General features: G+C 67.2%; 5 protein-coding genes. All 5 read right to left on the reverse strand.

All coding sequences use genetic code 11. The features are described from left to right. Positions 1 to 85: 85 nt before the first annotated feature. Positions 86 to 928 (reverse strand): SapC family protein, encoded by an 843-nt coding sequence (locus tag QZ951_RS17125; RefSeq protein ID WP_293002806.1) that lies wholly within the window; start codon positions 926 to 928, stop codon positions 86 to 88. Continuing rightward, positions 921 to 17753 (reverse strand): filamentous hemagglutinin N-terminal domain-containing protein, encoded by a 16833-nt coding sequence (locus QZ951_RS17130; protein WP_293002808.1) that lies wholly within the window; start codon positions 17751 to 17753, stop codon positions 921 to 923. The genes QZ951_RS17125 and QZ951_RS17130 overlap by 8 nt, the downstream gene beginning before the upstream one ends. Before the next feature lie 68 nt (positions 17754 to 17821). Then, the gene (locus tag QZ951_RS17135; protein WP_293002810.1) at positions 17822 to 19639 is read right to left on the reverse strand and encodes a ShlB/FhaC/HecB family hemolysin secretion/activation protein; all 1818 of its coding nucleotides are present in this window, start codon (positions 19637 to 19639) and stop codon (positions 17822 to 17824) included. Between the two features lie 485 nt (positions 19640 to 20124). Then, positions 20125 to 20856 (reverse strand): hypothetical protein, encoded by a 732-nt coding sequence (locus QZ951_RS17140; protein WP_293002812.1) that lies wholly within the window; start codon positions 20854 to 20856, stop codon positions 20125 to 20127. Continuing rightward, the gene (locus tag QZ951_RS17145) at positions 20853 to 25172 is read right to left on the reverse strand and encodes a bifunctional serine/threonine-protein kinase/formylglycine-generating enzyme family protein (protein WP_293002814.1); all 4320 of its coding nucleotides are present in this window, start codon (positions 25170 to 25172) and stop codon (positions 20853 to 20855) included. The genes QZ951_RS17140 and QZ951_RS17145 overlap by 4 nt, the downstream gene beginning before the upstream one ends. Positions 25173 to 25192 lie beyond the last annotated feature (20 nt).

The following is a 25192-nucleotide window of genomic DNA, read 5'->3' on the forward strand; positions in this document are numbered from 1 at the left end:
GCCGCGACACGCCGACCAGACCTCGACAGACGTGCCTGTGCCGCGCCGACGACAGTCGTGCCGACCGCCGCCGGCAGCCTCGGCTTCAGGCCTTGATCGACGGGTCGACGTCGCTGACGCTGGTGCCGCGCTGGATCGCCAGGCGGTCGACGATCTGCGAGAACGCCTGCAGCGAGGCGAAGTGGTGGTAGACCATCTCGAGCATCTCGTTGTCGAGCAGTTCCAGCTTCGCCTCGTTCGACAGCTTGTACAGGGCCCCGCGCTCGATCACGCGCAAGCCGGACATCGCGAACTGCTCGCCATTGCGCAGCCGCGCCTCGGCATTGACCGACACCAGCAGGCCCAGCTCGGCAATCCGCGTGGCGAAGCGCCGCGCCTGTTCCATCTGCGCGTCGTAGTGCTGCAAAAATTCCAGCATCTGGTTCAGGTACGCCGTCTTTTCACCGGCCGTGTCGAACAGCGGTGCGCCGTCGACATTGCTGAACTCCGGACAAGCCCGATCGATCGCCACGGTGAACGTGCCCGGCGACTGCTCGGGCCCGCGCGCGAGCGCGAACGGATAGCAGCGCAGGTAGGCCGGCACGTAGCGACCCTGCCATCGGCCATCGGCGCCGACGAACAGGTTTTCGGCATTGGTCAGGCCGACCAGCGCCACCAGATGCAGGTTGGGACCGTCGCCGGCGAACACCACCGGGTATTCCTGCGCGATGCGCGGCAGCTCGCCGTACACGATCGGAATGGCATTGGTGCCGGTCGCGAACTGGTAGCTCTCGCGCGGCTTGCGCCGCAACATCCGGTGCACGCTGGAATCCAGCGCTTCGATGCTGCGGAAGAACAGCGGCAGGCCTTGCGCGGCCGCAGCGGCAGCGGCATCGCGCGGAGGCGGCGTGGCAGTGGCGGCAGCAGCCGGCGCGCTTGCGTCATTCATCATCGGACTCCTTCGATTCGATCTGGTCCTCGGGCAGACGCATGCCTGACGGGACGATGCCATAGGTGCGGAAACGGGCGCTGATCAACGCCGGATCGATGTAAGAATCGCTGACGTTGTTCGACTGCTGCGCCGAGCCGGTGCTGCCGGCGATTTCCGAATTGAAGCCGCCGACACCATCGAGCAGCAGGAAGGTGCCATTGGCCGTGCGGGCGGTAACGTAAGCAGGCCGTATCCGGACGTCAATGATGGTCTGGTTGCCGGTGCCGGTGACGCGCAGCGACTGACCCTCGCCATTGCCGCGGCGGCCGATGCCGCCGTCCGGCACGAAGTAGCGGCCGGTGGTGTTGCGAATCTCGGAATCGCGAAGCTGCAGCAGGTCGCCGCCGATCACGCCGAGGTAGGTGGTGAAGCCGGTGGCATCGAGGTTGAAGATGCCGAGCGTGCCCTCGGTGGTCAGGCTGAAGGTGCCGCGCGACTGGAACTGCGACACGGTGCCGACCCGATTGGCGATGAAGCTGTTCTCGCTGCCGAACGAGGCACTGCCCAGCGAGCGGCCCGTCAGGACGTCGGCCAGGATGCGGCCGCCCACGCCTTCGACGATCGTGCCGGCCGAGTTCAGCGTCACCGTGCCGTCGACCGTCACCGCATGCTGCGAGCGCAAGGTGCCGTCGATCGCGATACCGCCCTGCGTCGTGGTCAATGCGACATTGCCGGTGCCGCCGTCGACCACGGCATTGCTGGCGACCGTCAGCGCCTGGGCATTGCTCAGTGCAAAGCCATTGGTCGTGAACGCGCCGAGCCGATCGATGCGGTTCGCCGCCAGCAGGCTGGTTGCGCCCTGCGAACTGCCGCTGAGCGTGTCGGCGGTGATGACGCCGGCATTCGACTGCCGAATCGCACCACCGCGCGCGTTCAGCACCACTTCGTCAGCGCTGACCGCAGCGTTCAAGGCAAGGTCTCGGCCTGCGGTCAGTCGGGCATCGCCGCCCGTGCTGACCGCGCCATCCACGGTCAGATCGCCGGACGTGGACTCCACCCGGATATCGCCGCTGCCGGTGCTGCCGCGAATCGACGCACCATTCGCTTCGACGATGTTGATCGCGCCGCTGCCATTGCCGGTGAACGCGATGGTCGCGGCATCGGTCAGCACGGGCGCTGCCACGCTGCCGATGCCACCGTTGCTGCCGCCAGCGATGAGGCTCAGGGCATTGGCGCGAACGGTACCGCCGGTGCGCTGCAGGCTGCCGGCGGTCGCGGTCAGGCTGGCATCGCCGCGGGTGGCGATGTCACCCGCCACGGTCAGGTCGCCGGTCTGCGTGGCCAGTGCGATGTTGCCGCTGCCGGTGGCACCGGAGAAGCCGGCGCCGTTGGCATCGACGATGTCGACCGTACCGCTGCCAGTGCCGAGGAAAGCGACGGCGTTGGCATCGGTCAGGATCGCAGCGCCCGCGGCACCGATGGCACCGTTGGCGCCGCCGGCGGTCAGCGTGACCGTGCCGCCGCTGACCGTGCCAGCCGCGCGCAGGATGCTGCCGCTGCTCGCGGTCAGCGCCGTGTTGCCGGTGCTGCCGACATTGCCGCCGACGACCAGATTGCCCGCCGCGGCACTGATCCGGATGTCGCCGCTGCCGGTGCTGCCGGAAATCGTCGCGCCGTTGATCTCGCTGATGTCGACGCTGCCACTGCCGGCGCCGGTGAAGACAATGGCGTCGGCATCGGTGACGATCGGCGCACGGTTGCCGCCGATCGAGCCGCCGATCGAGCCACCAGCCGTGCCGCTGCCGCCCGCAATCAAGGTCACGGTGCCGCCGCGCACGGTCCCGGCTATGCGCAGGATGCTGCCGGCGCTCGCGGTCAGGCGGGTGTTGCCGCTGGCGCTGATATCGCCGCCGACCGTGAGATTGCCCAGCGTCTCGGTCACCACGATCGATCCGCCGCGACTGCTGCCATCCACGACCACGCCTTGGGCCTGCGCGTTTCCGATCGCGACGTCGCCGCTGGCGGTATCGAAGCTCAATGCGGCCACCGCCGTTTCCAGCGCATCACCGCCGGCGCCGATGCCGGTGACGGCAGTGGCGACGAGGCGATCGGCCGTGACATTGACCGCAGCGCCGTTGCTATCGACGATCGCGCCCGCCGAGCTCAGCAGCGCGTCATTGCCGAGGGCCCGCAGTTCGCCGATCACCAGATTGCCGCTGCCGGTGGTGGCGATCTGCAGATCGTCGTCGTCATCGGTCCCCCCGACATCGGCGGCGGTCACGGTCAGCGTGCCGCGATCGTTGCTGATCGCGATGGCGCCGTTGCCGGTGCTGGCGCTGGATACGTTCAGCGCTTGACCGCCGGTCTGGTCGAATCGGATCGTACCGTTGCCGGTGCGAAGCTCGGCGACGGTGACCGTCGACGTCGCAAGACTATCGAGATCGATGTTGCCGTTGGTGCTGCGCGCGGTCAGGTTTCCAGTGCTGACGCCCAGCGCGCCGTTGGCACCATTGCCGATGCCGCTGCCGGCCGTCAGCAACACGTTGGCGGCCGAGATGTCGGCAGCCGCATCGGCATCGATCGTGATGATCGAGCCACCAGCCGTCACGCGCACATCATTGCCAAGGGCCTGAACGTCACCGACCGCGATATCGCCGCTGCCGGTCGTCAGCAAGGTCAGGTTGTCGCTGGCATCGCTGCCACCGGCCGTCGCGCGGTTCACGGTCAGTTGCCCCTCGGCGTTGCTGATGCTGATCGCCCCGTCGGCCGTGCTGGCGTCTTGCACCATGAGGGCCTGGCCACCGGTCTGATCGAGCGTGATGCTGCCGATGCCGGTCGCCAGACGGCTGACGACCAAGGTGCCGGATTCCGACAAGCCCTGACTGTTGAGATCGATATTGCCGTTGACACTGGTCGCCGACAGCGTTGCACCGTAGACGTTCAACGCCCCGTTGGCGTCGTTGCCAATCCCGCGGCCGGCCTCGAGAACGACATCGAGGCCAATGACCCCTGCGTCAAGACTGTTGCTGAGTGCCGTGATGGCACCACCGGCCTGCAGCAGAGCCCGCGCGCCGCCAACAACCGTCCCGACGATCAGGTCGCCCGCGCTGCTCAGTTGCACGGTCGGCAGGGTATTGCCCGCAAACGCACCGATCGTCGCATTCTCGACCGTCAGCCTCGCACCATCGTTCTGAATCGTGGTCGAGCCGCTCTGCTGGTTCTCCGCGCGGATCACCTTCAGATCTTGGTTGCCGGTCTGGTTGAAGCGGATATCGCCATTGCGCGCAGTAAGGTTGGCAACCGTGACAGCGGTGGTTGCGAGGCTATCGAGGTAGACGCCGCCGGAGAACGCTGACGCCGACAATTGGCCGCCGCCGGTCAAGGTCAAGTCGATTGCACCCTGGCTGCCAGTGCCGATGCCGGTCGCGCTGGCCAGCGTGATGTTCGCGGCACGGATGTCGGCGCTAGCGTCGTTGTCGGCAGCCACAATTGCTCCAGCCTGCAAGCTCACCGAATTGCCGGCGATGCTGCCAACTGCGAGCTCGCTGCTTTCGTTGAGGACGACGATCTGGACATTGCCGCGCTGCGCCGTGACATCGGTGGCGGTGACGTCTCCCGCTTCGCGGGTGAGGATGCGGATGTTGCCGTCAGCCGCCGTGACCGAATCGAGAGTGATGCCGTCACGTTCGTTGATGGTTAGATCGCCGACCCCGGTGACGAGGCCGGAATAATGGTCAACGGCGGTATTCAGAACCGTGCGGTCGCCGGATACGGTGGTCAGCGACTGGCCCTCGACCCGCGAATCGACCGTGCCAATGATCGCGCCGCCGGCCGTCAGCGACACGTCGACTCCGCGGACGGTGCCGGTGCCGAGCACCAGATCGCTGGCGCGCGCGGTGATCACCGTGCGGTTGCCGCCATCGACGTTGTTGATCGTCAGCGAGCCGTTCGCAGCCGAGCTCAGGCTCAAACCTTGCGCCGTGAAGGTATCGACGCGACTGATATCGTTGAGGCCATCAAGCGTCGCACTGCCGCTGACCTGCCCGCTCAAGATCTCGGCGGTGATCACACCGGCGGTCTGCACGACACTGCCAGTGACATCCAGCGCCGTCCGGACCCCGCGCAGATCGCCGGTCACATTCAGATCCCCGGCATTGCGGATCGTGGTGCGAATGCCGCCGTCAACGGATCCGGAAATCGTCAGCGCGCGCGTGTTGACGAGGTCCAGCCCGTTCGCGGTGAAGCTCGCGAGCTCCGCGATGGCATTGGCTCCGGTGAGCGCGGCGACGCCGCCGGCACTGCCCGTCAACAGCCGCGTGGTGAGCCCGGCATTGCCGGCTTGCGTGATCGCGCTGGCGGCCACCAGCCGCGAAGTGTCGGCACTGAGGTTCGAGGTCAGGATCAGATCCGCAGCGGATGCCAGATCGAGATTGCGCACGGCCAGATCGCCCTGCACGTCGATGTCCCCGGTCGTCGTCTGCAGTCGGAGATCGCCGGCACCATCGCCGATGGCCACGCCGCTGCCGACCGTGAGTCGCTGACCGTTGACGAGGCTCAGGTTCGCAGCCGAGAAATCGCGCAGCGTGCCGATCCGGTTGCCGGCTTCCAGCGTCGCATTGCCACCGGTGCGGCCGCTCAGCTGCGCGGTCTCGATCACGCCTTCCGCTGTCTGGCCCAGATTGCCGGCAGCGCGAAGGTCCAAGGTCGAAGCCGCATTCACTGCGCGCGTGAGCTGCAGATCCGCCGCGGAATCCAGCGCGATGTCGACTGCGGTCAGTGCCGAATTGACGGTCAAGCCGCCGACAGTCGTCGCCAGCCGCACGCGCTGCGGCGCCTGCAGCCCGTTGCTCAGCGTGCCGTTGACGATCAGGGCCTGAGCGTTGCTCAGGTTGAGGTTCGGCGCCGAGTAGTTCCCGAGCACATCGATGCGATTCGCGGCCGTCAACGTGCTGTCGCCGGCTGACTGCCCGGTCAGCAGTGCCGTGTCGATGATGCCGGCCGCCGTTTGCGTGATCGTGCCGCCAGACGTCAGCGATACCGAGTTCGCAGTGACCGCGTTGGCGAGCAGAAGGTCGGTGGCCGAGCCGAGCGCCAGCGCATCGGCGGTGAGCGCCGTGTTGATGGTCAGCGTGCCTGCCGACGTGCTCAGGCTCAGATCGCCGGGAACCCCGCCAACGCCGACCGTCAGAGGCCCGTTCACGGCCAGCGACTGTGCATTGTTCAGCGTCAGATTGGCTGCCGTTATCGTGCCAAGTGCATCGATCCGATTGGCACCGGTCAGGCGGGTATCGCCATCCGAGCGGAGATCGAGCAGGCCGGTATCGATCACGCCGTTCGCGGTCTGCGCTATGTCGCCGCCGGCATCGAGGCTGACGGTGTTGCCAGCTACGGTCTGTGTCAGCGTCAGATCGGTGGCAGACGCCAGCACAACGTCATCGGCGACGATGTCGGTATTGACGGTCAAGCCACCTGCGCTGGTTCGCAGGCTGAGATCGCCGAGCCCGCCGCCGATGGTCAGCGGTCCGTTGACCGTCAGCGCCCGGGAATTGCTCAGGCTCAGATTGGCGGCGGTGAATCCTCCAAGCGTGTCGATGAGATTGGCGGCGTTCAATGTGGTGCTGCCGACGGAACTGCCGGTCAGTACGACGACATCGAGAATGCCCGCCGAGGTCTGGCTGATCCCGCCGCCGGATCGCAGGTCCAGCGTGTTGCCGGTGACGGCATTGCTCAGCAGCAGATCGGTCGCCGAGTTCAAGGCGATGTCGTCGGCCACGATTTCGGTATTGATCGACAGCGAGCCTGCGGTCGTGCGGAGGCTCAGATCGCCTGCGCCGGAGCCGATGACCAGCGGTCCGTTGACCGCCAGCGACTGGGCGTTGGTCAGGCTCAGGCTGCCGACGGACACCGGCCCAAGCGCATCGATCCGATTGGCGCCGTCCAGCACCGCACGGCCACCGGCGGCAATCCGGAGCAGCGGCGTGGTGATGATCCCCGAATTCTGCGTGATGGTTCCGGCATCGAAACCGATGCTGTCCGAAGCAGACAGCGATGCACCGAGGACGAGCTCTCCAAGCACACGCGCGGAGATCGAACCGGCACTGATGTCGGACAGGATGGTCAGATCATTGCCGGCACCGACCACCTGAAGCGTCACGTCACCGGTCGGCGAAACATTGATCGGGCCCTCCACTCGCAGATCGGTCACGTTGCGCACGCTGAGGTTGCCAGCGGTGACATCGTGCAGACGGTCGATGCGGTTCTGCCCCGTGAGACTGAACCCGGATGGTCCGGTGCCGCTGACGCCGCCTGCGGTAATCACACCGTCCGCTGCCTGAACGACGAACGTACTCGCTGAAAGCGAAACTTCGTTGCCGTCCGCGTTGATCGTGCCGACGCTCAAGCTTCCGGCCCGCGCATCGAGCGATACGTCGCCATCGCCGCCGGCCGTGAGCAGCGCCGAGGTCAGCGCGCCGCCAGCCGTCACGGCGATGTCGCCACTGTTGGTGTTGACGGTACCGAGCGTGATCGAATCCAGTTCGGTGACGCTGATCGAACCGCTGCCGATGCTGGCGAGATCAGCAGTGGTCACGGCCGTATTGAGCGCAATGCCGCCGACGGCCGTCGCGGTCAGCGCCACTGCGTTCACCGTGCCTGCGGTCTGCGTGATGCCGGCTGCAGAGTTCAGGCGCGTATCGGCGCCGGTGATGCTGGCAGCGATGGCGATGCCGCCCGACGTGGTGGTCAGCGCCACCCCGCTGCCACCGTTGACGGCAGCCGTGACATTCAGCGCCTGGGCGTTGTTGAGCGTGAAGCCCGTCGCGGTGAAGCCGGCCAGATTGGTGATGCTGTTGTTGCCAGCAAGACTGGTCGCGCCAACCGACTGACCACTCAGGTTCGCGGCGACAAGTCGGCCGCCAACACCTTCGCTGATCGCGCCCGCGGAATTCAGCACGAGATTGGTCGCGGTCACCGTATTGTTGATCGCCAGATCGCCAGCGGTCGTGGTCAGGTTGCCGGATGCTCCGGCGTTGACCACGCCATTGACGGTCAGGGCTTGGGCATTGCTCAGGCTGAAGCCGTTGGCCGTGACATCGCCCAGCTGTCCGATGAGATTGGCGTTGGTCAATGTGGTAGCCAGACCGGACACGGCGCTCAGGGTGCCGACGGCGACTCGGGTGCTGGCCGCTTGCGTCAGCGTACCGCCAGCAGTCAGTGCCACTACCCCGCCCGCGTCAAGATTGCCGACGACCAGATCATTGGCATCACGCAATGCGATGTTCGATCCGCTGGCGGTGACCACGCCACCGAAATCATTGCCGGCAGTCGACAGATCAATCGCGTTGCTGCCGGCATTGAGCGCGGCATTCCCGGCGACGGCGATCGCACCACCTTGCGTGATCTCGCCACCGGCTGCGCTGTCGACGCTGGCGACGCTCAAGGTCTCGAAGCGTGTCCCGGTTCCACTGACCGTGGTCAGGGCGGCGGCATTGCCGCCGACAGACAAGGCACCCGTCAACGCACGAACATCCGCCGCTCCACTTGCTGTAATTCGCACATCCAGGCTGTTGGCGTCACGCAGGCTGATCGCGCTGCCGGTCGCGACGACCTGACTCCGGAAATCATTGCCGGCGTTCGCCAGCGTGATCGTGCCGCTGCCCGCGTTGATCGCGCTCGCACCGGTGACGTTCAGCGCTCCGGTCTGCGTGATCACGCCGCCGTTGCTGACTGCGGACAGCAGCCCGGCGACCGAGCCGCTACCGAGATTCAAGGCACCAGTGCTGGTGACATTGAGGTTGCCGGTCGTCAGCGTGCCGAGCGTCAGGTTGTTGGTATCGACGATCGTGGCATTGGCACCGGCGATGTTGACCACGCCCTGAAAGTCGTTGTCGGCGCGATCCAGCGTGATGGCACCGGCACCGGCGTCGAGCGTGGTGCTGCCACCGACAACGAGTGCCGCGGTCTGCGTGATCGTGCCGTTCTGCGTGCTGGCCAGCAGGTTGCCGCCCTGCGTGATCGTATCGAAGCGCAGGTCGCCAGCACTGCTGGCAGCGATGTTGCCGGAAGCCGTAACGCTGCCGGTGGACAGATTGCCGCGAGCGGTCAAGCTGACATTGATGCCGCTGACGACGCCACCAATGAAGTCGCTACCCGCGCCGTTCGCCGTGAGATCGACATTGCCGCCGGTCGCTGCGACATCACTGGCCGTCAGCGTGCCGCCGGCCGTCACGGCAATGCCTCCCGCTGCGGTATCAACATCGATCAGCGTGATGGCATCGCGCTCGCGAATCAGCAGCGCACCCGTGCCGCTGACGCTGGCATCGAGCTCGGCAATTGCGGTGTCGAGGTCGATGCCGGTCGCGGCATCGGCCGTCAGTCGCGTGGCGCTGATGTTGGTCGCGGTGCCGTTGCCATCAGTGATCGCCCGACCCGCCGACAGCAGCACGTTGTTGCCGCTGATGCTGCCGGCTTCGAGATCGCTGGCCGCACCCGTGGCGGTCAATGAAACATTGCCGCCCAGCGCTGCAACGTCTGCAGCGGCGATACGGCCACCGGCGTTGATCGTGATGCTGCCGTTGGCGGTATCGACATCCACCAAGCGGATGGCATCGAGCTCGTTGATGACGATATTGCCGGTGCCGGTGACGCTGGCATCGAGCGAGCCGACCGCTGTGTTCAGCGTGAACCCGCTGGCCGCCGTCGCGATCAGATTGGCAACCGTCACGTCCGCCCCGCCGGCGTTGGCCGTGGTGATGGCAGCGCCGGTGGTCAACGCGAGGGTTGCAACGTTGCCCAGACTGATGGCGTTGCGCAAGCTCAGATCGCCGCTGTCGCCGTTGCCGATGGCCAGCGTTGCGGCGCTGATCGTGTCCAGTTCGGCATCGCTGAGGCTCAGCTCGTTGGCTTGTTCGGTGCCCAGTGAAATGGCGCGGCCGTTGGTGGTCTGGCGAATGGCCACCGTGCCGTTCCCAGCGGCGATCGTGGCTCCCGTCAGATCAAGGTTGTCAGCCACCAGAGTGACCCCCGAGCCCGGTGCACCGAGGTAGGTCGTGCTGATCTGCCCGCCGATGACCAGACCCGCATTGGCGGCGGTGGCGCCCAGGCTGATCGCGCCACCACTCGCTTGCAGACTATTCCCCGCTGCCAGAGTCAGGCCGCCGGCACCGGTACTGGTCAGATCGATCGCGCCGTTGTTGTTCAGCGAATTGCGGACGGTCAAGCCTGCGCTGCTGCGGTCGATCACCCGAACGGCATTGGCACCGTTGCTGAACGCCAGCGTGGCCACTTCGGTATCGATGGCATCCGCATCGCCGATGCCGGTGGCGGCATCTAGCACGAGGTTGCCGCCGTTGGTGGCGATGCTGGTGATGTTGCCACCATCGGCGTCGACGATCGCGCCAGCCGCTGACAGTGCAACAGCACCGCCCTGCGTCAAAACCGAACCATCGCGAAGCGCAATGTCGCCGCCGCCGCTGGTGCTCAGTTGCACACTGCCGGTGCCAGCAGCCTGCAAGGCCTGCACGGCGACGGTGCCGACGTTGCTGATGGCGATATCGCCTGCCGCGCCCGTGCTGCGCACGTTCAGCACGTCGACATCGGTACCGAGCGCGATGCCGGCAGCAGCCGTCGCATTGAGTTGCGTCGCAGTGACGTTGTTGCTGCCGCCGTTGCCGTCACCGATTGCGCGGCCAGCCGTCAGATTCACCAGCGTGCCGCCCAGCACGCCAGCCACGATGTCGCTGGTGACGCCGTTCGCGCTCAGATTAAGGTTGCCGCCGCGCGCGACGGCACTGGTGGCCGTGATCGTGCCGCCTGCGTTGATCGTGATGTTGCCGGCATTGGTCGAGACATCGGTCAGGCTTACGGCATCGGCGTCATCGATCGCGAGATTGCCGGTGCCGTTGACGCTCGCATCAAGGCTGGCGATGCTGGTATCGAGGTCGATGCCGGTTGCGGCATCGGCCACTAGGTTTGCGGCACTGACGTTGATCGCAGCGCCGTTGATGTCGCGGATCTGGCCAGCGAGCGCACTCAGCCGCACGTCGTCATCAAGCGCAACCAGCGTATCGACATCGACATTGCCACCGGTGCTGGTCAGCTGGATGTCGCCAGTGCCGCCGGCTTCCACCCGAGTCGCGGTGATCGTGCTGCCCGCGGTGACCACGGCGTTGCCAGCCGTGGTGGTGACATTCGCAAGGGTGATCGCGTTGAGATCCGCGAGTGTCACGGCGCTGCCGGATGCCGTGACCGCGCCGCCGAAGTCGTTGCCGGCGTTGCCGAGGGTGATCGCGCCCGCTCCGGCAGCAATCTGGCTGGTGCCCGCGACCACCAGCGCGCCAGTCTGCGTGACCGCACCGTTGTTGGCGACCACGAGATTGCCGGTCAGGGTGACGCCCTCGATGACCAGGCTACCGGCATTGCTGGTGGTCAGATTGCCGGTGTTGCTGATGGTGCCGGTCGACAGGTCGCGACCGGCGTTCAAGGTGATGCTGTTGCCGCGCAGCACGCCCCCGACGATGTCGCTGGTGGCGCCGCTGGCGGTCAGCGCCACCGTGCCGCCGGTGGCCGCAACATCGCTCGCGGTGATCGTGCCGAGTGCCGTGACGTCGATGTTGCCGTTGGCGGTATCGATATCGGTCAGGGTGATCGCGTTGGCTTCGCGAATCACCAGATTGCCGGCGCCGCTGACACTGGCATTGAGGCTGGCGACACTGGTATCCAGATTGATGCCGGTCACCGCATCGGCGGTCAGCAGGCCGGTGCTGACATTGACTGCCGCGCCATTGCCATCGGTGATTGCACGGCCAGCGGCCAGCACCACATTGCTGCCACTGATCGTGCCGACGACGAGATCGCTGGCAGCACCGTTGGCGGTCAGGCGTGCCGTCCCACCGGTCGCGGCGACATCCAGCGCGGTGATCGTGCCGCTTGCGGTGACACGGACATCGCCGTTTGCGGTATCGATATCGTCGAGCTGGATCGCCCCAGTCTGGTCGACGGCGATGGCGCCCACGCCACTGACGCTGGCATCGAGACGCGCAACCGCCGTGTCGAGGTCGATGCCAGTCACGGCATCGGCGGTCAACACGCCCACCGTCGTGACGTTGACGGCCATGCCATTGCCATCGGTGATCGCACGGCCAGCGTTGAGGCTCACGGCCGTGCCGCTGATGACGCCGGCCGCGAGGTCGCTGCCGCTGCCCGTTGCGGACAGGCTGACCGTTCCGTTGGTCGCGGCGACATCGGTGGCCGTCAGCGTGCCGCCGGCAGTGATGGCGATGTTGCCGTTCGCGGTATCGACGTCGGTCAGGCTGATCGTATTCAGTTCGTCGATGCTGATCGCGCCGGCGCCGGTGACGCTGGCATCGAGTGCCGCGATATCGGTATCGAGATCGATGCCGGTCAGTGCCAAGGCCGTCAGCGTACCGCCCGACACGTTGCGGGCATTGCCATTGCCATCGACGATGGCGCCGGTCGTCGCACTCAAGTTGATCGCCGTGCCGCTGACCAGGCCCTCGATGCGCAGATCGCCCGTGGTCGTCGTGATCGTGGTGCTGGTGCCGCCGCTGACGGTCCCGGAGACCGTCAGTGCCGGTGCGCCGGCGACGGCCGGCGAGGCCGCGCTGACCAGACTGAAACCGGCACCTGTCGTGAACGTGCCGAGCGTCGAAACTGCATTGGTCGCCTGATTCAGCGTGGCACTGCCCACTGCGCTGCCGGTCAGGGTGCCGGCGGTCACCCGTGCGCTGCCGGTCTGCGTGATCGCCGCACCGGATTGCAGATCGACCGTGCCACCGCCGACATTGCCACTCAAGATCAGATTGCCGGCCGATGCCAGTTGCAGCGTGCCGCCCGCGCCGCCGGTGATCGTGATCGGTGCCGTGATCGTCAGCGAGTTACCGGTGCCGCCAGCGGTCGAAAGGCGCACGGTTTCGCCGTTGGTCGCGGCAATCGTCGACGCCACCGTGAATGCGCGTCCGCTGTTGATGTCGAGGCTGCTCGTGAAGGCGGCGCTGGATAGTGTCGCGATCTGATTGGCCGTCGAATTCAGTGCCACGGAATTCGCCGCCTGCACGTTCAAGGTCGTGGCATTGACCGCCGTACCCGTGGCCTGCGTGATGGCGCCGGTATCGGCCCGCAAGGTGACGGCATTCCCGGCCACCGACCCACCCGTGCCTACCGACAAGTTGCCGGCTTGTGCTCGCAGGCTCGTGTTCCCGGTGCCGCCCATCACTGCCCCGCTGACATTCAGGGCCGACGCATTCAACAGCTGGAAGCCTGTCGCGGTGAAGGGACCGAGATTCGCGATGTTGTTGGCTTGGCCGAGGGTCGTTGTGCCGGACGACGATCCGGTCAACGTACCGGCCGTGATCGTTGCCGCGGTCTGGTTGATGGCCCCCGTTGTCGACGTCAGCGTCAGAGCGCCCGACGTCGTGATGGCGTGACCGATCCCAAGTGCGTCGCGCGCCGTCAGGCTGATATTGGCGCCGGACAAGCTGCCACCGGTGCTGAAACTGCCGCCGTTTGCCGCCAGCACGAGGTCAGCGGTGCCCGTGCTGATCGCACCCGCTGGCAGCGTGAGGTTGCCGCCGGCAATCAGGCTGACGGCACCATTGGCGCCATTGGCCAAGGTCGATACCGTCAGGTCATTGGTATCGCGCAAGCTGATCGCGTTGCCGGTGGCCGAGACCGCGCCGGTGAAGTTGTTGGCGGCGTTGGCCAACGTCACGTTGCCGATGCCGGCATTCAGCGTGGTGGTGGTTCCTGCGACGATCGCACCGGTCTGGGTGATATTGCCGTTGCTGCTGACGTTCAACGCACCGCTGACGGTGGAAGCGCCCAGAACAATCGCGTTGGCATCGACCAAGGTCGTGGCGGCGCCGGTCACCGAGACCGCGCCGTCGAAATCATTGCCGACATTGTTCAGCATGATCGCGGCACCGGTCGCCGTCAGCGCGCTGGTGCCGGCCACGGTCAGTGCGCCCGATTGCGTGATGGCATCGCCACCACTGGTGGCGACCAGATTGCCGGCGATGATGCCGGCGCCAAGGTTCAGCGCCCCGGCGCTCTGAACGCTGAGATCGGCGGTATCCAGCGTCCCGAGCGTCAACTGGTTCGCGTCCCGGATGCTGACGTTGCCGCCCGCGAGCGATACCGCGCCGATGAAGTTGTTGGTCGCGGTGGTCAGCGTGATGGTGCTGCTGCCGGCGTCGATGTTGCTCGTACCGTTGACGCTCACCGCGCCGGTCTGGGTCACGGCACCGCTGGTCGTCGACGTCAGATTGCCGCCCAGATTCAAGGTGCCGTAGCTGAGCGTGCCGGTATTGCTCGTCGCCAGATCGTTTGCCGCAGTGACCGCACCCGTCGCGATGTTGCGGCCAGCAATCAGGTTGATCGTCGTTCCGCTCAAGGTCGTGCCGATGATGTCGCTGGTGGCACCGTCAGCGGTCAGCGACACCGTGCCGCTGCCTGCCGCGACAGTGCTGGCGACGATGCTGCCGCCGGCGGTCACGGCGATGCTGCCGTTGCTGGTCGTGGCCGAGGTCAGGGTCACGCCATCCAGTTCGGCAAGGTTGATGCTGCCGGCTCCGCTCGATGTGGCACTGAGTGTGGTGGCTGCCGTTTCGATCGCTTCCGTCGTCGTGCCCACGCCGTTGGCTGCCGTCAACGTGACGTTACCGCCGGCGATGTCGACGGCGGCATCCGGCGTCGCTTCAGTGATCGACCCCGCTGTCGCGGTCAGGCTGACGTTGCCTTGACCCGCAGCACCCGCACCGGCACCTGCGCTGACCGAGCCGACGCTCAAATTGCCGGCGCTCGTGGTGATGCTGATCGCGCCATTGACGGTGGTCGCCGAGTTCAGCAGCAAGGCGTTCGATTGGATGATCGACAGGCTTCCGGTGCCGGTGACGCTCGCATTCAGGCTGGCAACGTCGGTTTCGATCGCCCCCCCGGTACCGTTGCCGATGCCTTGGGTTGCTTCAAGGGTCAGGCTGTTGGCGCGGATGTCGGCTGCAGCCGGCGCTTCGACGCTGTCGACAATCGAGCCGTCGCGAGCACGCAGCAGGACATCGCCGCTGGTGCCGATTTCCTGCTGCGTCAGCAGGCCGAGCGTGATGCCGTCGGCGATGACCGACAGATTCCGCGTGCCGATATCCTGGAACCGCGTCGTGTTGAAGTTGAAGTCCGCGCCATCGACGGCGATGCCGATGTCCTGCGTCGCCTCAGTCAGCTCGTTCAACTGCGACGCGCCCGCATTGACGTTGGTCGTCGTCACGAAGCGCACGAACACGCCCGCGGGCGCGCCGTCGAGGTTGATGTCCGGCAGGCCCGTGAAATCCAGATAGCCGAGCGGGATGCCGGATGTGGTCGCGCCGCCACCGCTGCCGATCGTGGAAGCGGCACCGGCCGTCGTCAGGTTCACGGTGTTGGCGTCGATCAGCGTCGTGTCGATGGTGTCGTCGAGGATCGAGCCGGCCGATGTCAGCGTCACCGCGTCGCCATCGGCCGTGATCGCGCCGGCAATGAGATTGCCCGCAGTCGTGGTCAGCGTCACATCGCGATTGTTGCCGGCGGCGACAACCAGCGTGGCCGTCAGTTCACCGCCGGCGGAAACCGTGACGTCGCCATTGATCGTGCGGATGCTGTTCAGCGTGATCGCGTTCGCTTCCGCGACGTTGATCAAGCCCGTGCCGGTCACGGAAGCCGACAAGCCGGCCAGGTCGGTATCAATCGCGCCGGCACCCGCAGCGCCAATGCCGTCTCGCGCCGTCAGCACGGCATTCCCGGTCGCATTGGTGATGCTGGCTGCCGTGCCGCCGTCGTTATCGCTGATCGCACCGGCCGTTGCGGTCAGCGTGATCAGGCCACCCTGGCTCAGCACGGCGCCGTTGTTGAGCATCAGGTTTCCGCTGTTCGAGATCAGCGAGACCGTGCCGGTCACGTTGGCGGCATTGCTCTGGCGCAGCATGGCCACGGTCAGGCCGTTGACTTCGGTGATGTCGATGTTGCCGGTGGCGCCGTTGTTGATGACGTTCAACGAATTGACGTTGGTCATCAGGCTGATGCCGCTGTCGGCCCTGGCCGTCAGGTCGTCGGCTGTCAGGGTCGTGCCTGCACTGCGGGTGATCGCGCCAGTCGTGGCATTCAGCGTTGCATCGCCTGCGCCGAGGTCGATGTTGGCGTTCAGTGCGATGCTGCGTCCCGCCTGCAGGTTCAGGTTCAGCGAATCGCCACCCGGCGTGCCATCGAGGATGGCCGCGTTGATCAGAATGTCGTTGGCGGCATTCAGGTTCAGCGTGCCGTTGCCCGTGCCGTTGTAGTTCAGCTGGGTCGCCAGCGTGATGTCGCCGGCATCGGTGCCGGGCGAGCCGGCAGCGCCGGTCGATACCGTCACGGTGTTCCCGCCATTCAAAGCGCTGATCAGCAATGCGACATTGATCGAGGTGTTGTTGGCCGTCGCGTTGAACGGGTTGGCGTTGTCGTAGGTGTTGTTGCCGCCCGTCGCGACGATCGTCACGTTGTAAGGGTCGATCAGCCATTCGCCACCAATGCCGTTCACGGTCCGTGCGCTGACCTTCGGCGTGCTGCTGATCGAGAATCCGCCGCCGCTGGAGGTTTCGACGAAACCGCCGTTGCCGCCTTCGAGGCCGCCCTGCGCCGACAGCGTGCCGGCGATCACCGTGTTGTCCTTCGAGTAGACGACGATCGAGCCGCCGTTGCCATTGCCGCTGGCGTCAGCCGTGATCACGGCATCGGGCGCCACCAGTGCCCGCTCCGGCTGCACCAGACCCTCGCCGCCGCTCAGCCCGCCACCGATCCGCACCGTGCCGCCGCCATCGCGGCCGGAAGCGTCGATCACTGCCGAGCCGGTCACGAGCACATCGCGATCGCCGAGCACCTGCACATCACCGCCGCGGCTGCCACTGGCAACGATCCGCCCGCTGTGCTCGACATTGCCGCCGCTCGCGACCAGCCGAACCACGCCGCCGTCATCGCTGATGCCGCCGGCGTCGATCAGGCCGCTGTTGTTGACGAGGTTGGTGAACAGATCGCGGGCCGCGGACGCCTGCAACACCACGGTTCCGCCCTGCGTGCGCAGTTCGCCAGTGTTGCTGACGGCCGGGCCCGCGGCATCGAGCCGCGCGCGCAGCTCGCCGGTGACTTCAATGTTGATCAGACCATTGCCGTCGAAATCGAGAAAGGCGCGGTCGGCGGCGTCGAGGTTGATTCGGCCGTAGTTCGCGACGATCAGCCCGTCGTTGACCACCTTGCTGCCGACGAGACTGATCGTGCCGCCATTGGCTGCCGCGAGAATGCCGTGATTGACAACGGCACCGAGCCCCCCGCGCGCATCGAGCTGATAGCGCCCTGCCTGGAAATCATCGGAACTCAGATCGAGCGAACTGGCCAGCAGACCCGCAACATTCACTTTCGCCGTGGCCCCGAACAGGATGCCGTGCGTGTTGATCAGGAACACCTGACCGTTGGCATTGATCTGTCCGAAAATCTGGCTGGCTTTCTGATCGAGAATGCGATTCAGCGCCACCGACGATGCCGACGGCTGCAGGAAGTTGACGGTTTCGTTGGCATTCAGATTGAACGTCTGCCAGTTCAGCGACAGGCGCTGCGAGGTCTGGTTGATCGTCGTCGTGCTGCCGCTGCTGCCGATGGTGCCGCTGCCGCCCACGACCACGCCGCCCGTGGGCCCCGCCTCTGCATCGGTAGCCAGCAGCAGCGCGCTGCCGCTGATGACAACACCGAGGAAGTACGCCGCGAAAGGAAACTGCCGACGAGCCGGCCAGATGACCGGCGGCGGCTGCTCCCTCGATTCAGATCCCGACACTGACGATATCGATGACGACCTGTGACGGACAGCGCGCACTGCGATCTGCTGGTTCATGAGGTCACCTGTCAAAACGTGAAGCCGATCTGGCCGTAGATGTGGAAATCGTCGCCATCCGACGACTGGGCATTGCTCAGCGGCACGGCGCCGGAGAGGTGCAACTGCATCTGGTACAAGCGCGGCAGACGGAACAGCACGCCGCCACCGACACCGCTGCGGGTATCGGCATTCGAGACATTCGCGGTGCGGTGCTGGCCGGCCGCCTCGGAACGCGCCCAGTCACCAAACAATTCGAACTCGAGCAGTTCGGCCCATGGCCGACCGTAGAACGGCGAGATCACGTCGCCGAAGCCGGGCGCATTGACGTGATACTCGAGCGCGCCGTAAACGCCGCGATCGTTAAGCACATCGACCACCGGATAGGCGCGAACGCTGTCCGGGCCGCCGACGCCGAACTGTTCGATCGGAATCAGCGCATCGCCGGTGTACTGGCCGACCGCCTTGACGATCAGGCGCTGATCGGTCGTGAGGAACTGCAGACGGGTGTAGCTCAGCGTGCCGAGCACGAAACTGGAGTCGTTGTCGGCAAACTGCGTGTCGATCGAACGATCGTTGATGGACTTGCGGATGCCGATGTCGACGATGTCGACACCTTTGAATCGCTTGTCTGTTCGATTCAGCGAGAACCGGGCGTTGGCGACAGTGAAGCGGTCGTTCGAGATCAGGCCGGCAGCGCTGCTGAGCTTCGAATTTTCGTACAGGAGCAGCAGGCTGCCGGTGGCTTTCAGATCCGGCGTGTTGACGAACTTCCAGTCGAAGCCGCCGTAGTAGTTCGACGCCGGGCCCGTGATCGACAGCTGCTGGAACTGACCGTTGTTGATCTGCAGCTGATTGCGGCTGTAGCCGACCACGCTCGACAGGCCGCGCACGCGCTGCACCGGCAGGCGGTAGCTGGCGGTGCCGAAGATGTTGTTGCTGGGATCGAGCCCGTATTCGAACAGGCCGTTGAAGGTATCGCCGAGGCCGAACGGGCTGTTCCACTGGATGCCGGCCTGCGCGCGGTAACGCCCGGTGAATTCCGTGCCGAAGTTGTTGCCGCCGATCGAGAATTGAAGCGGGCGCGCATCCTCGTTGGCCAGCAGCACCAGATCGGTATCGCCAGTGTCGCGACCGGGCTGGAAGGTCGAGGTGACGGTGACGCCGGGCAGATCGTCGGCATACAGCAGCGCGGTTTCGACATCGGACTTGATCAGCGGCCGGTCGCGCAGCGGCCGGATCGGCTCGGCGATGGTGCTGGCCGGATACCGCCGGTTGCCCTTGACGATGACGTTTGCCAGCCGGCCTTCGACAACATCGATCCGAACGATCTTGTCGTCGCCGATCGACTGCGCCGGCAGGAACGCGCGGCTCAGGATGAAGCCGGCGGACTTGTAGGCTTCGGTGATCGTCGCGGCCACCGCCTGCATGTCGGCAAAGCCGAGCTTCACGCCAGCATCCCCCTGCGTCGCCACGAATTTCGCGTACTCGGCATCGGCAATCGCCTGGATGCCTGCCGGCGTGATGCCGAGATCAGGGTGCGTCGCGACCCCGGTGACGCGAAAGCCGCGCACCGCGATCGTTGCCGCCTGCTGCCCCGGTGCATTGCGATCCTTCAGCGGCGGCACGAGGCCGCGATTGGCGGCAATCGCACCCGGCGGCAGCGGCTCGTAGCGCGTGTCCGGGCAATCCGAGGGGTCGATGTAGCCGCCCGGCGGCGGTGCGGTCTCGGCCGATGCGACCGGAACGGCCGTCATTGCGGTCAACACTGCGGCCAGGATCGACAGCAGGCGCTTGCGCAGCGGGAGCGGCGATGCCGGGCAGGCAGTCGCGGGCAGCCAGTCGTGCATGAAGGATTCCGGAACGAAAAACGGCCGCGCGGAACCCGCCGCACGGTCGGAAGTGGGCTGGGAATTTGGCGCTTCGGCAATCAGCGACGCGGGCAGGCGGATGCGCGCGATGGCGGCTACCAGCACTGGGGCCACGACGCGCGGCGCATCAGCGATCGCGGAATGGGGGACGTGACGATGGCCATGCGCCCCGCACGCGGGTGCCAGCATCGGGTCGACCACAGTTGGCCCGTTGGGGCACACGGCATCCTGCCTGCTGCTTACCCGATCCATCGGGAAATCTCCGGTTCCAGCATCCTGCGAAACCCGCGAGCCGCGCCGAAGGGCGGGCCTCGCATGCATGCAGCTCAATCCCTGAGCCGTACCACCTGAACTCTAAGCACTCGTTCGACGAACCGTAAACCCCGGCACGACCAATGGCCGGGGCTGACTGTGATCTGGCGCACCGATGACGCCCGCGTCAGCGAGCGGCGCCTGTTCAGGGCTCACGGCCCGGCATCGATCGCGTCGAGCAGCGCCTGCAGCGACCGGGTGCGCGCCGCGGCTCCGTCGCTGCCCGAATCGCTGGCCGAATCGCTGGCCGCGTCGGACGTGCCAAGATCGCCGATGGCCAGTGCCCGGTCCACGCTCAGCCGATAGCGCGCCTGATCGCGCAGGCCCTGCAACGCCGGCCGCGCGCGCAACTGCCGCCGTCCATCGGCAGACAGCGCCTGCCACTGCGCCAGCCATTGCGCGATGGCCAGCGCCTGCCAGTCATTGGCATCGACCAGCGCCTGCGCCGCGCGTTCGGCCGCAGCCGTTGCCGCATCCAGCGGGACCTCGGCATGCCCGGCCGTCCCCGCTGGCGGCGCGGGGTCGCCGTTCGCCGCAGGCACGGCCTGCGATGACGGCTCAGTGACGATCAAGGCCGCCAGCGCCAGCACCCCGAGCGCGAACACCGCGCCGCCGAGCCACCACAGGCGCCGGGATGACGTCGACGCGGCGTGGCCGGCCACGCGCGAGGCTTTCGGCAGGTGCGATGCCAGCGCGCTGCCGGGTGCTGCATCCAGTTCGTCCGGCAACAGCGGGTTGCGCTCGGTCTCGGTATCGCCCGGGCGCAGCGCGCCGAGCAGCTCGCGACGCTTCAGCCGATAGTCATCGAGGCTCAGGCGCCCGAAGCGGTAGGCATCACCGAGCTTCTGCAAGGCTTGATTGACCGACCGTTCGCGGTTGTTCACTTGAGCTCTCTCAGCACGCGGAATCCCACATCCTTTTCGCCGCGGCCATTGTCGTCGCGTCGAGCATCCACCGTACAGGCCGACCAGTACTCGTTGAAGCTGCCGCCGCGCACCACGAGTCCGCCGCCGGCGGTCGCCCACTCCCAGACATTGCCGCTCATGTGCACCAGCCCCCACGGGTTCGGGTCGCGTCCCTTCGCCGACACCGCAAAACCGCTGCCAGGTGCCGCCCCCGGCAACAGGCAATTGCTGGTTTCCGATTGACGGAACCCGCCGCCCGCCCTCGCCGCGTGCGTCCATTCGGCCTCGGTCGGCAAGCGGTAGCGGTAGCCGCCACTGGCCTTGCCGAGCCAGGCGACATAGGCCGTGGCCTGCGTCGCCGAGATGCCGGTGATCGGCGCGTTGGCGAAGTCCTCGTCCGTCGCCGGGCGTGCCGCACAGCTGCGCGTGGCGGCGCAGAACTCGTTGTAGTTGGCGATCGACACCTCGCTGCGCGACAGGGCGTAGGCACTGCCGCCCTCGGCACCCGGCACGACGATCAGCCGCGGCGGCCGACGCCCGCCGGCCAGCAGGTCGACACAGGTCTTGCCATGGCCGATCAGCTCCGGCTTGTTGCACGGGTCAGGACCGGTCGCGACAAACGGCGCTTCCGGCTCGGGCGTGGTCGCGGCGGCAGCTGCTGGCGGATTCGCCGGTTCCGCGGATGGTCGGGCGTCAACCGAACCTGCCGCCGGCGCCGGGGCGGTACCGGCGACGGGTTTCAGCTTGTCGAGCCGCGCCGCGAAGGTCTTCTCCGGCAACTGGCCGGCGGCGAACAGATCCCGTTCCATTTGGTCGAACGCAGCCGTGTCGAGTCGCCGGGTGTCGTCGAGCTGGCGCTTCAGGCGCTCGTGCTCGGCCGCCGCCAGCGGGCCCGGGCCCGCCTTGCGGATCGCGACGACGAGTTCGTAGCGCGCCTTCAGCGGCCGCAGTTCGGCGCGATCGCCGACCACCTTCTGCGCCTGCGCCATCAGATCGGTCGCCACCTGATCGTTGCGGCGCTGAAACGCTTCCGCCGCCAGCCGCTGGAACGCGTCGGACAGCAGCTGCAGACCCTCGGTGCGCGGGAACGGCTCGTCCGGCTTCAGGCTGCGGATTCGCGCCAGCGACTCGCGCGTCTTCTGGATGTCGTTCGCCGCCGCTGCGCTGCGCGCCGACTCAATGCGGGCCCTGACCTCGGCATCGGCACTGTCCTGATCGAGCCTCGCCTGCGTCAGTTGCTGCAGCTGATCGATCTTCGTCCGCTCCGCCAGCAGGCGCGGCGATTTCGGGAACTGCTTCAGGCCGAAGTCGAGTGCGGCGCGCGCCTGCGGCAACTGCTGCGCTGCGCCGAGCCTGACGGCTTCGGCGGCGATCGCCTCGGTCAGCGCCACGCGGCTGCGCTGCGCTTCGCTGCCGGCATCGTCCTTCAGCGCTGCCAACGCCTGCGACACGGCCGCCTGCCACTCGGCGCTCAGGGTCGGCGTCGCGATCCGCTCGGCCAGGGTGCGCCGCGCCTCGGCGGCGGCCTGCGCCTGCTGTTGTGCGACGCGAGCCTGTGCCGCGACGCGGGCGCTGGCGATCTCGGACTGCAGGGCGGCGATGCCGAAGTCGGCGCCACCGGTGGCGGCCTCGATCTGCCGCGCCGCACGGGCGATGCGCTCGGCCTCGTCCAGCTTGCCGCGGGCGAGTTCGTCGCGAATGCGCTGCGTCAAGGCGCGGCCGGCTTCCGCGCGAGTGCTCGCGAAGCCCGCGGCATCGCCACCGAGCGCCGGACGCAGCGTGTCCAGCGCGCTGGCGAGGTCCTGCAGCCAGATCACCGTCGCGCCCGGCTGCGCCAGCAGCGCCGCGACGCGCATGCGCGCCCGGGCGATCCGCTCGGCCTCGGTCTGCGCAAGCTGCGCCAGCCGGTTCTGCTCGTCGATCAGTGACTTGCGCGCCTTCGCGAGGACCGCATCGGCCGGGAACAGATCGACCGCGAAGCCGGCGATGTCGATCGCGGTCTGCGGCTCGCGCGCCGCCGCCGACTGCGCGGCCAGCACCGACTTCAGGCGCGCGGCCTGGGCATCGAGCAGCGCGTTGTCGCCAACCCGCGCCGCCGCCTCGCGATAGGCCGCGGCCGCCTGCTGCCGCCAGCCCGCGTCGTCGACGGCGCGGTCGATCAGGCCGGTCAGTCGCTCGATTGCGGCAGCCCGTTCCTGCAACGCAGCGCGCGCAGCCGCCTCCTGCTGCTGCGCGGCGGCCACGGTGGCCGCCAGTTCGGTGACCTGTGCCTGACGATCGCCGAGGCGAGCGGATTCCGGGAACCAGCGCTGGGCAACCGTCAGGCGCTGCTGCGCCTCGTCGAGCCGGCCGCCGGCGATCGAGCGGCCGATCGCCATGTCGTACTTCAGTTCAAGTTGCGGATTGCGCAGCAGGCTGCTGCCCGGATCGATGGCCTGAATCCGCGCCAGCGTCGCGCTTGCGTTGTCCGGGCGATCGTCGAACAGTGCGTCCGCGTCGATCTGGGCCGAGAGCTGGCTGTCGAGCGTGTTCAGCAGCGCATTGCGGCTGCGGTCGAGATCCTGCCGCTTCTGGTCCAGCGGCGGCGAGTAGAACTTGAGCCGATCGCGCAGCGCCAGCGCCTTCAGCGCCCCGGCATAGTCGTAGCGGCCCTGATTCGGCTCCCAGGCGGCGCCGATGCGCGCCAGCAGGAAACGTTCGAGAACATCGCTGCGCGAGACCAGCAACGCGTTGCGCTGGTCGCTGTCGAGGCTGTCGAGCGCGGCGCGGGCTTCGTCCTCATCGGCGAAATGCCCGGGCTGGCCGACATCGAAGCGCGCGATGACCCGCTCCAGCCGCTGCTGGTCGCGGTGATTCAGCAGCGCAAGGCCACCGGCACCGATCAGCATCAGCGCCGGCACGCCGAGCAGCAACGCCGGCAGCGCGCGTTCGCGCAGGCTGCGCTCGCGCAGGCCCTCGAGCAGCGCGTCGGCGCTCGCCAGCCGCTGTTCGCGGGTGAACGCCACGGCCGCACACAGCGCCCGGTACTGGCGGCGGCTGAGGCCCGGCACCGGCGGCGGTACGCGGCCATCCTTGCGGGCGATCTCGGCGCTGGCCTTGCCGTAGGGATGGCTGCCGGTCAGCAGTTCGAAGATGACGCAGCCCAGCGCGTAGAGATCGTCGGAGGGCTCCGGTTCGCGCCCGAGGATCATTTCCAGCGAGGCGTAGGCCGGCGTCAGCGCGCCGAGCGTGCCGGCATCGAACACGGTCTGCTCGCCGGTCGCGTCGCCAAGCCCCTGCCCGGCCCGGGCAATGCCGAAATCGAACACCTTCGGTACGCCGGTCCGGGTCACCAGCACATTGCCGGGCTTGAAGTCGGAATGGACGATGCCGGCCTCGTGCGCGCGCGCCAGCCCGCGCGCCATGCCGTCGATCAGCGGCATCGCCTTCGCCAGCGGCAGGCCGATGCCGCCCTGCTCGCGGATCAGCGTCTTGAGGTCGGCGCCGTCGATGTACTCCATCGTCATGAAGACGATGGCGCCATCCTTGTCGAAATCGAACACGCGCACGATGTTGTCGTGCGCCAGTTGCTGGCTGCGCCGCGCCTCGCGCTGCAGCGAGATCAGCGAATCCGGATGCCGACGGAACTCGTCGTTCAGCACCTTCACCGCGATGTACGGATCGCGATCACGGGCTTCGACCTTGCGCTCGTCGCGCGCCTGGTAGACCACGCCCATGCCGCCGCGGCCCAGTTCGCGCTCGAGCGTGAAGCGGCCCTTCAGCACCGAGCCGATGCCCACCGTTTCGCCGACCTCGGCCGCCGCCAGCCGCCGCCAGGTCGCGCTGCTGCTGCCGCTGCTGGCCGCGCCGCCGGTGCTGGAACCGGTGCCGGAACCGGTATTCGGGCCGGTCGCAGGGCCCCGCATCGCTGTTGCACCGCGTGTGCCTTGGTCGCCGGTCACCGGCTGCATCATGGTGAGGTCCGACGGCGGCGGAATCTCGATCGGCGAGAACACGGTGACATCGGACGTCGCAGGCGCGTCCGGCGCCGGCGCCGACGGGCGCGGCGCCAGCCGGGTCGCGTCGTCGGCCTCGCCACTCGCAGCGGCTTCCTGCAGCGTCAGCAGCTTGCGTCGCAGTGCGCGCGCCACATCCGGCGGCAGTCGGCGATCGCGTTCGAGCGCTTCCAGCGCGGCCAGGTCGGCCTGATGATCGGCATCGGGCTGCGTGCCACGCGCGTCGAGCACTTCGAACCACTGGCGCAGGCTCAGGCGGCCCTCGACGAACGCGCGGGCGGCATCGTGCAGGTGGCTCATCGATCAGCGTTCCGGCCGAA

It is taken from the genome of Nevskia sp. (assembly GCF_021732705.1).
Classification (GTDB): Bacteria; Pseudomonadota; Gammaproteobacteria; order Nevskiales; family Nevskiaceae; genus Nevskia.

What these genes read in the sequence shown, in the direction of transcription:
- QZ951_RS17125 (WP_293002806.1), bottom strand. Translation starts at nt 928, where the DNA reads ATGAATGACGCAAGCGCGCCGGCTGCTGCCGCCACTGCCACGCCGCCT.
- QZ951_RS17135 (WP_293002810.1), bottom strand. Translation starts at nt 19,639, where the DNA reads ATGCACGACTGGCTGCCCGCGACTGCCTGCCCGGCATCGCCGCTCCCG.
- QZ951_RS17145 (WP_293002814.1), bottom strand. Translation starts at nt 25,172, where the DNA reads ATGAGCCACCTGCACGATGCCGCCCGCGCGTTCGTCGAGGGCCGCCTG.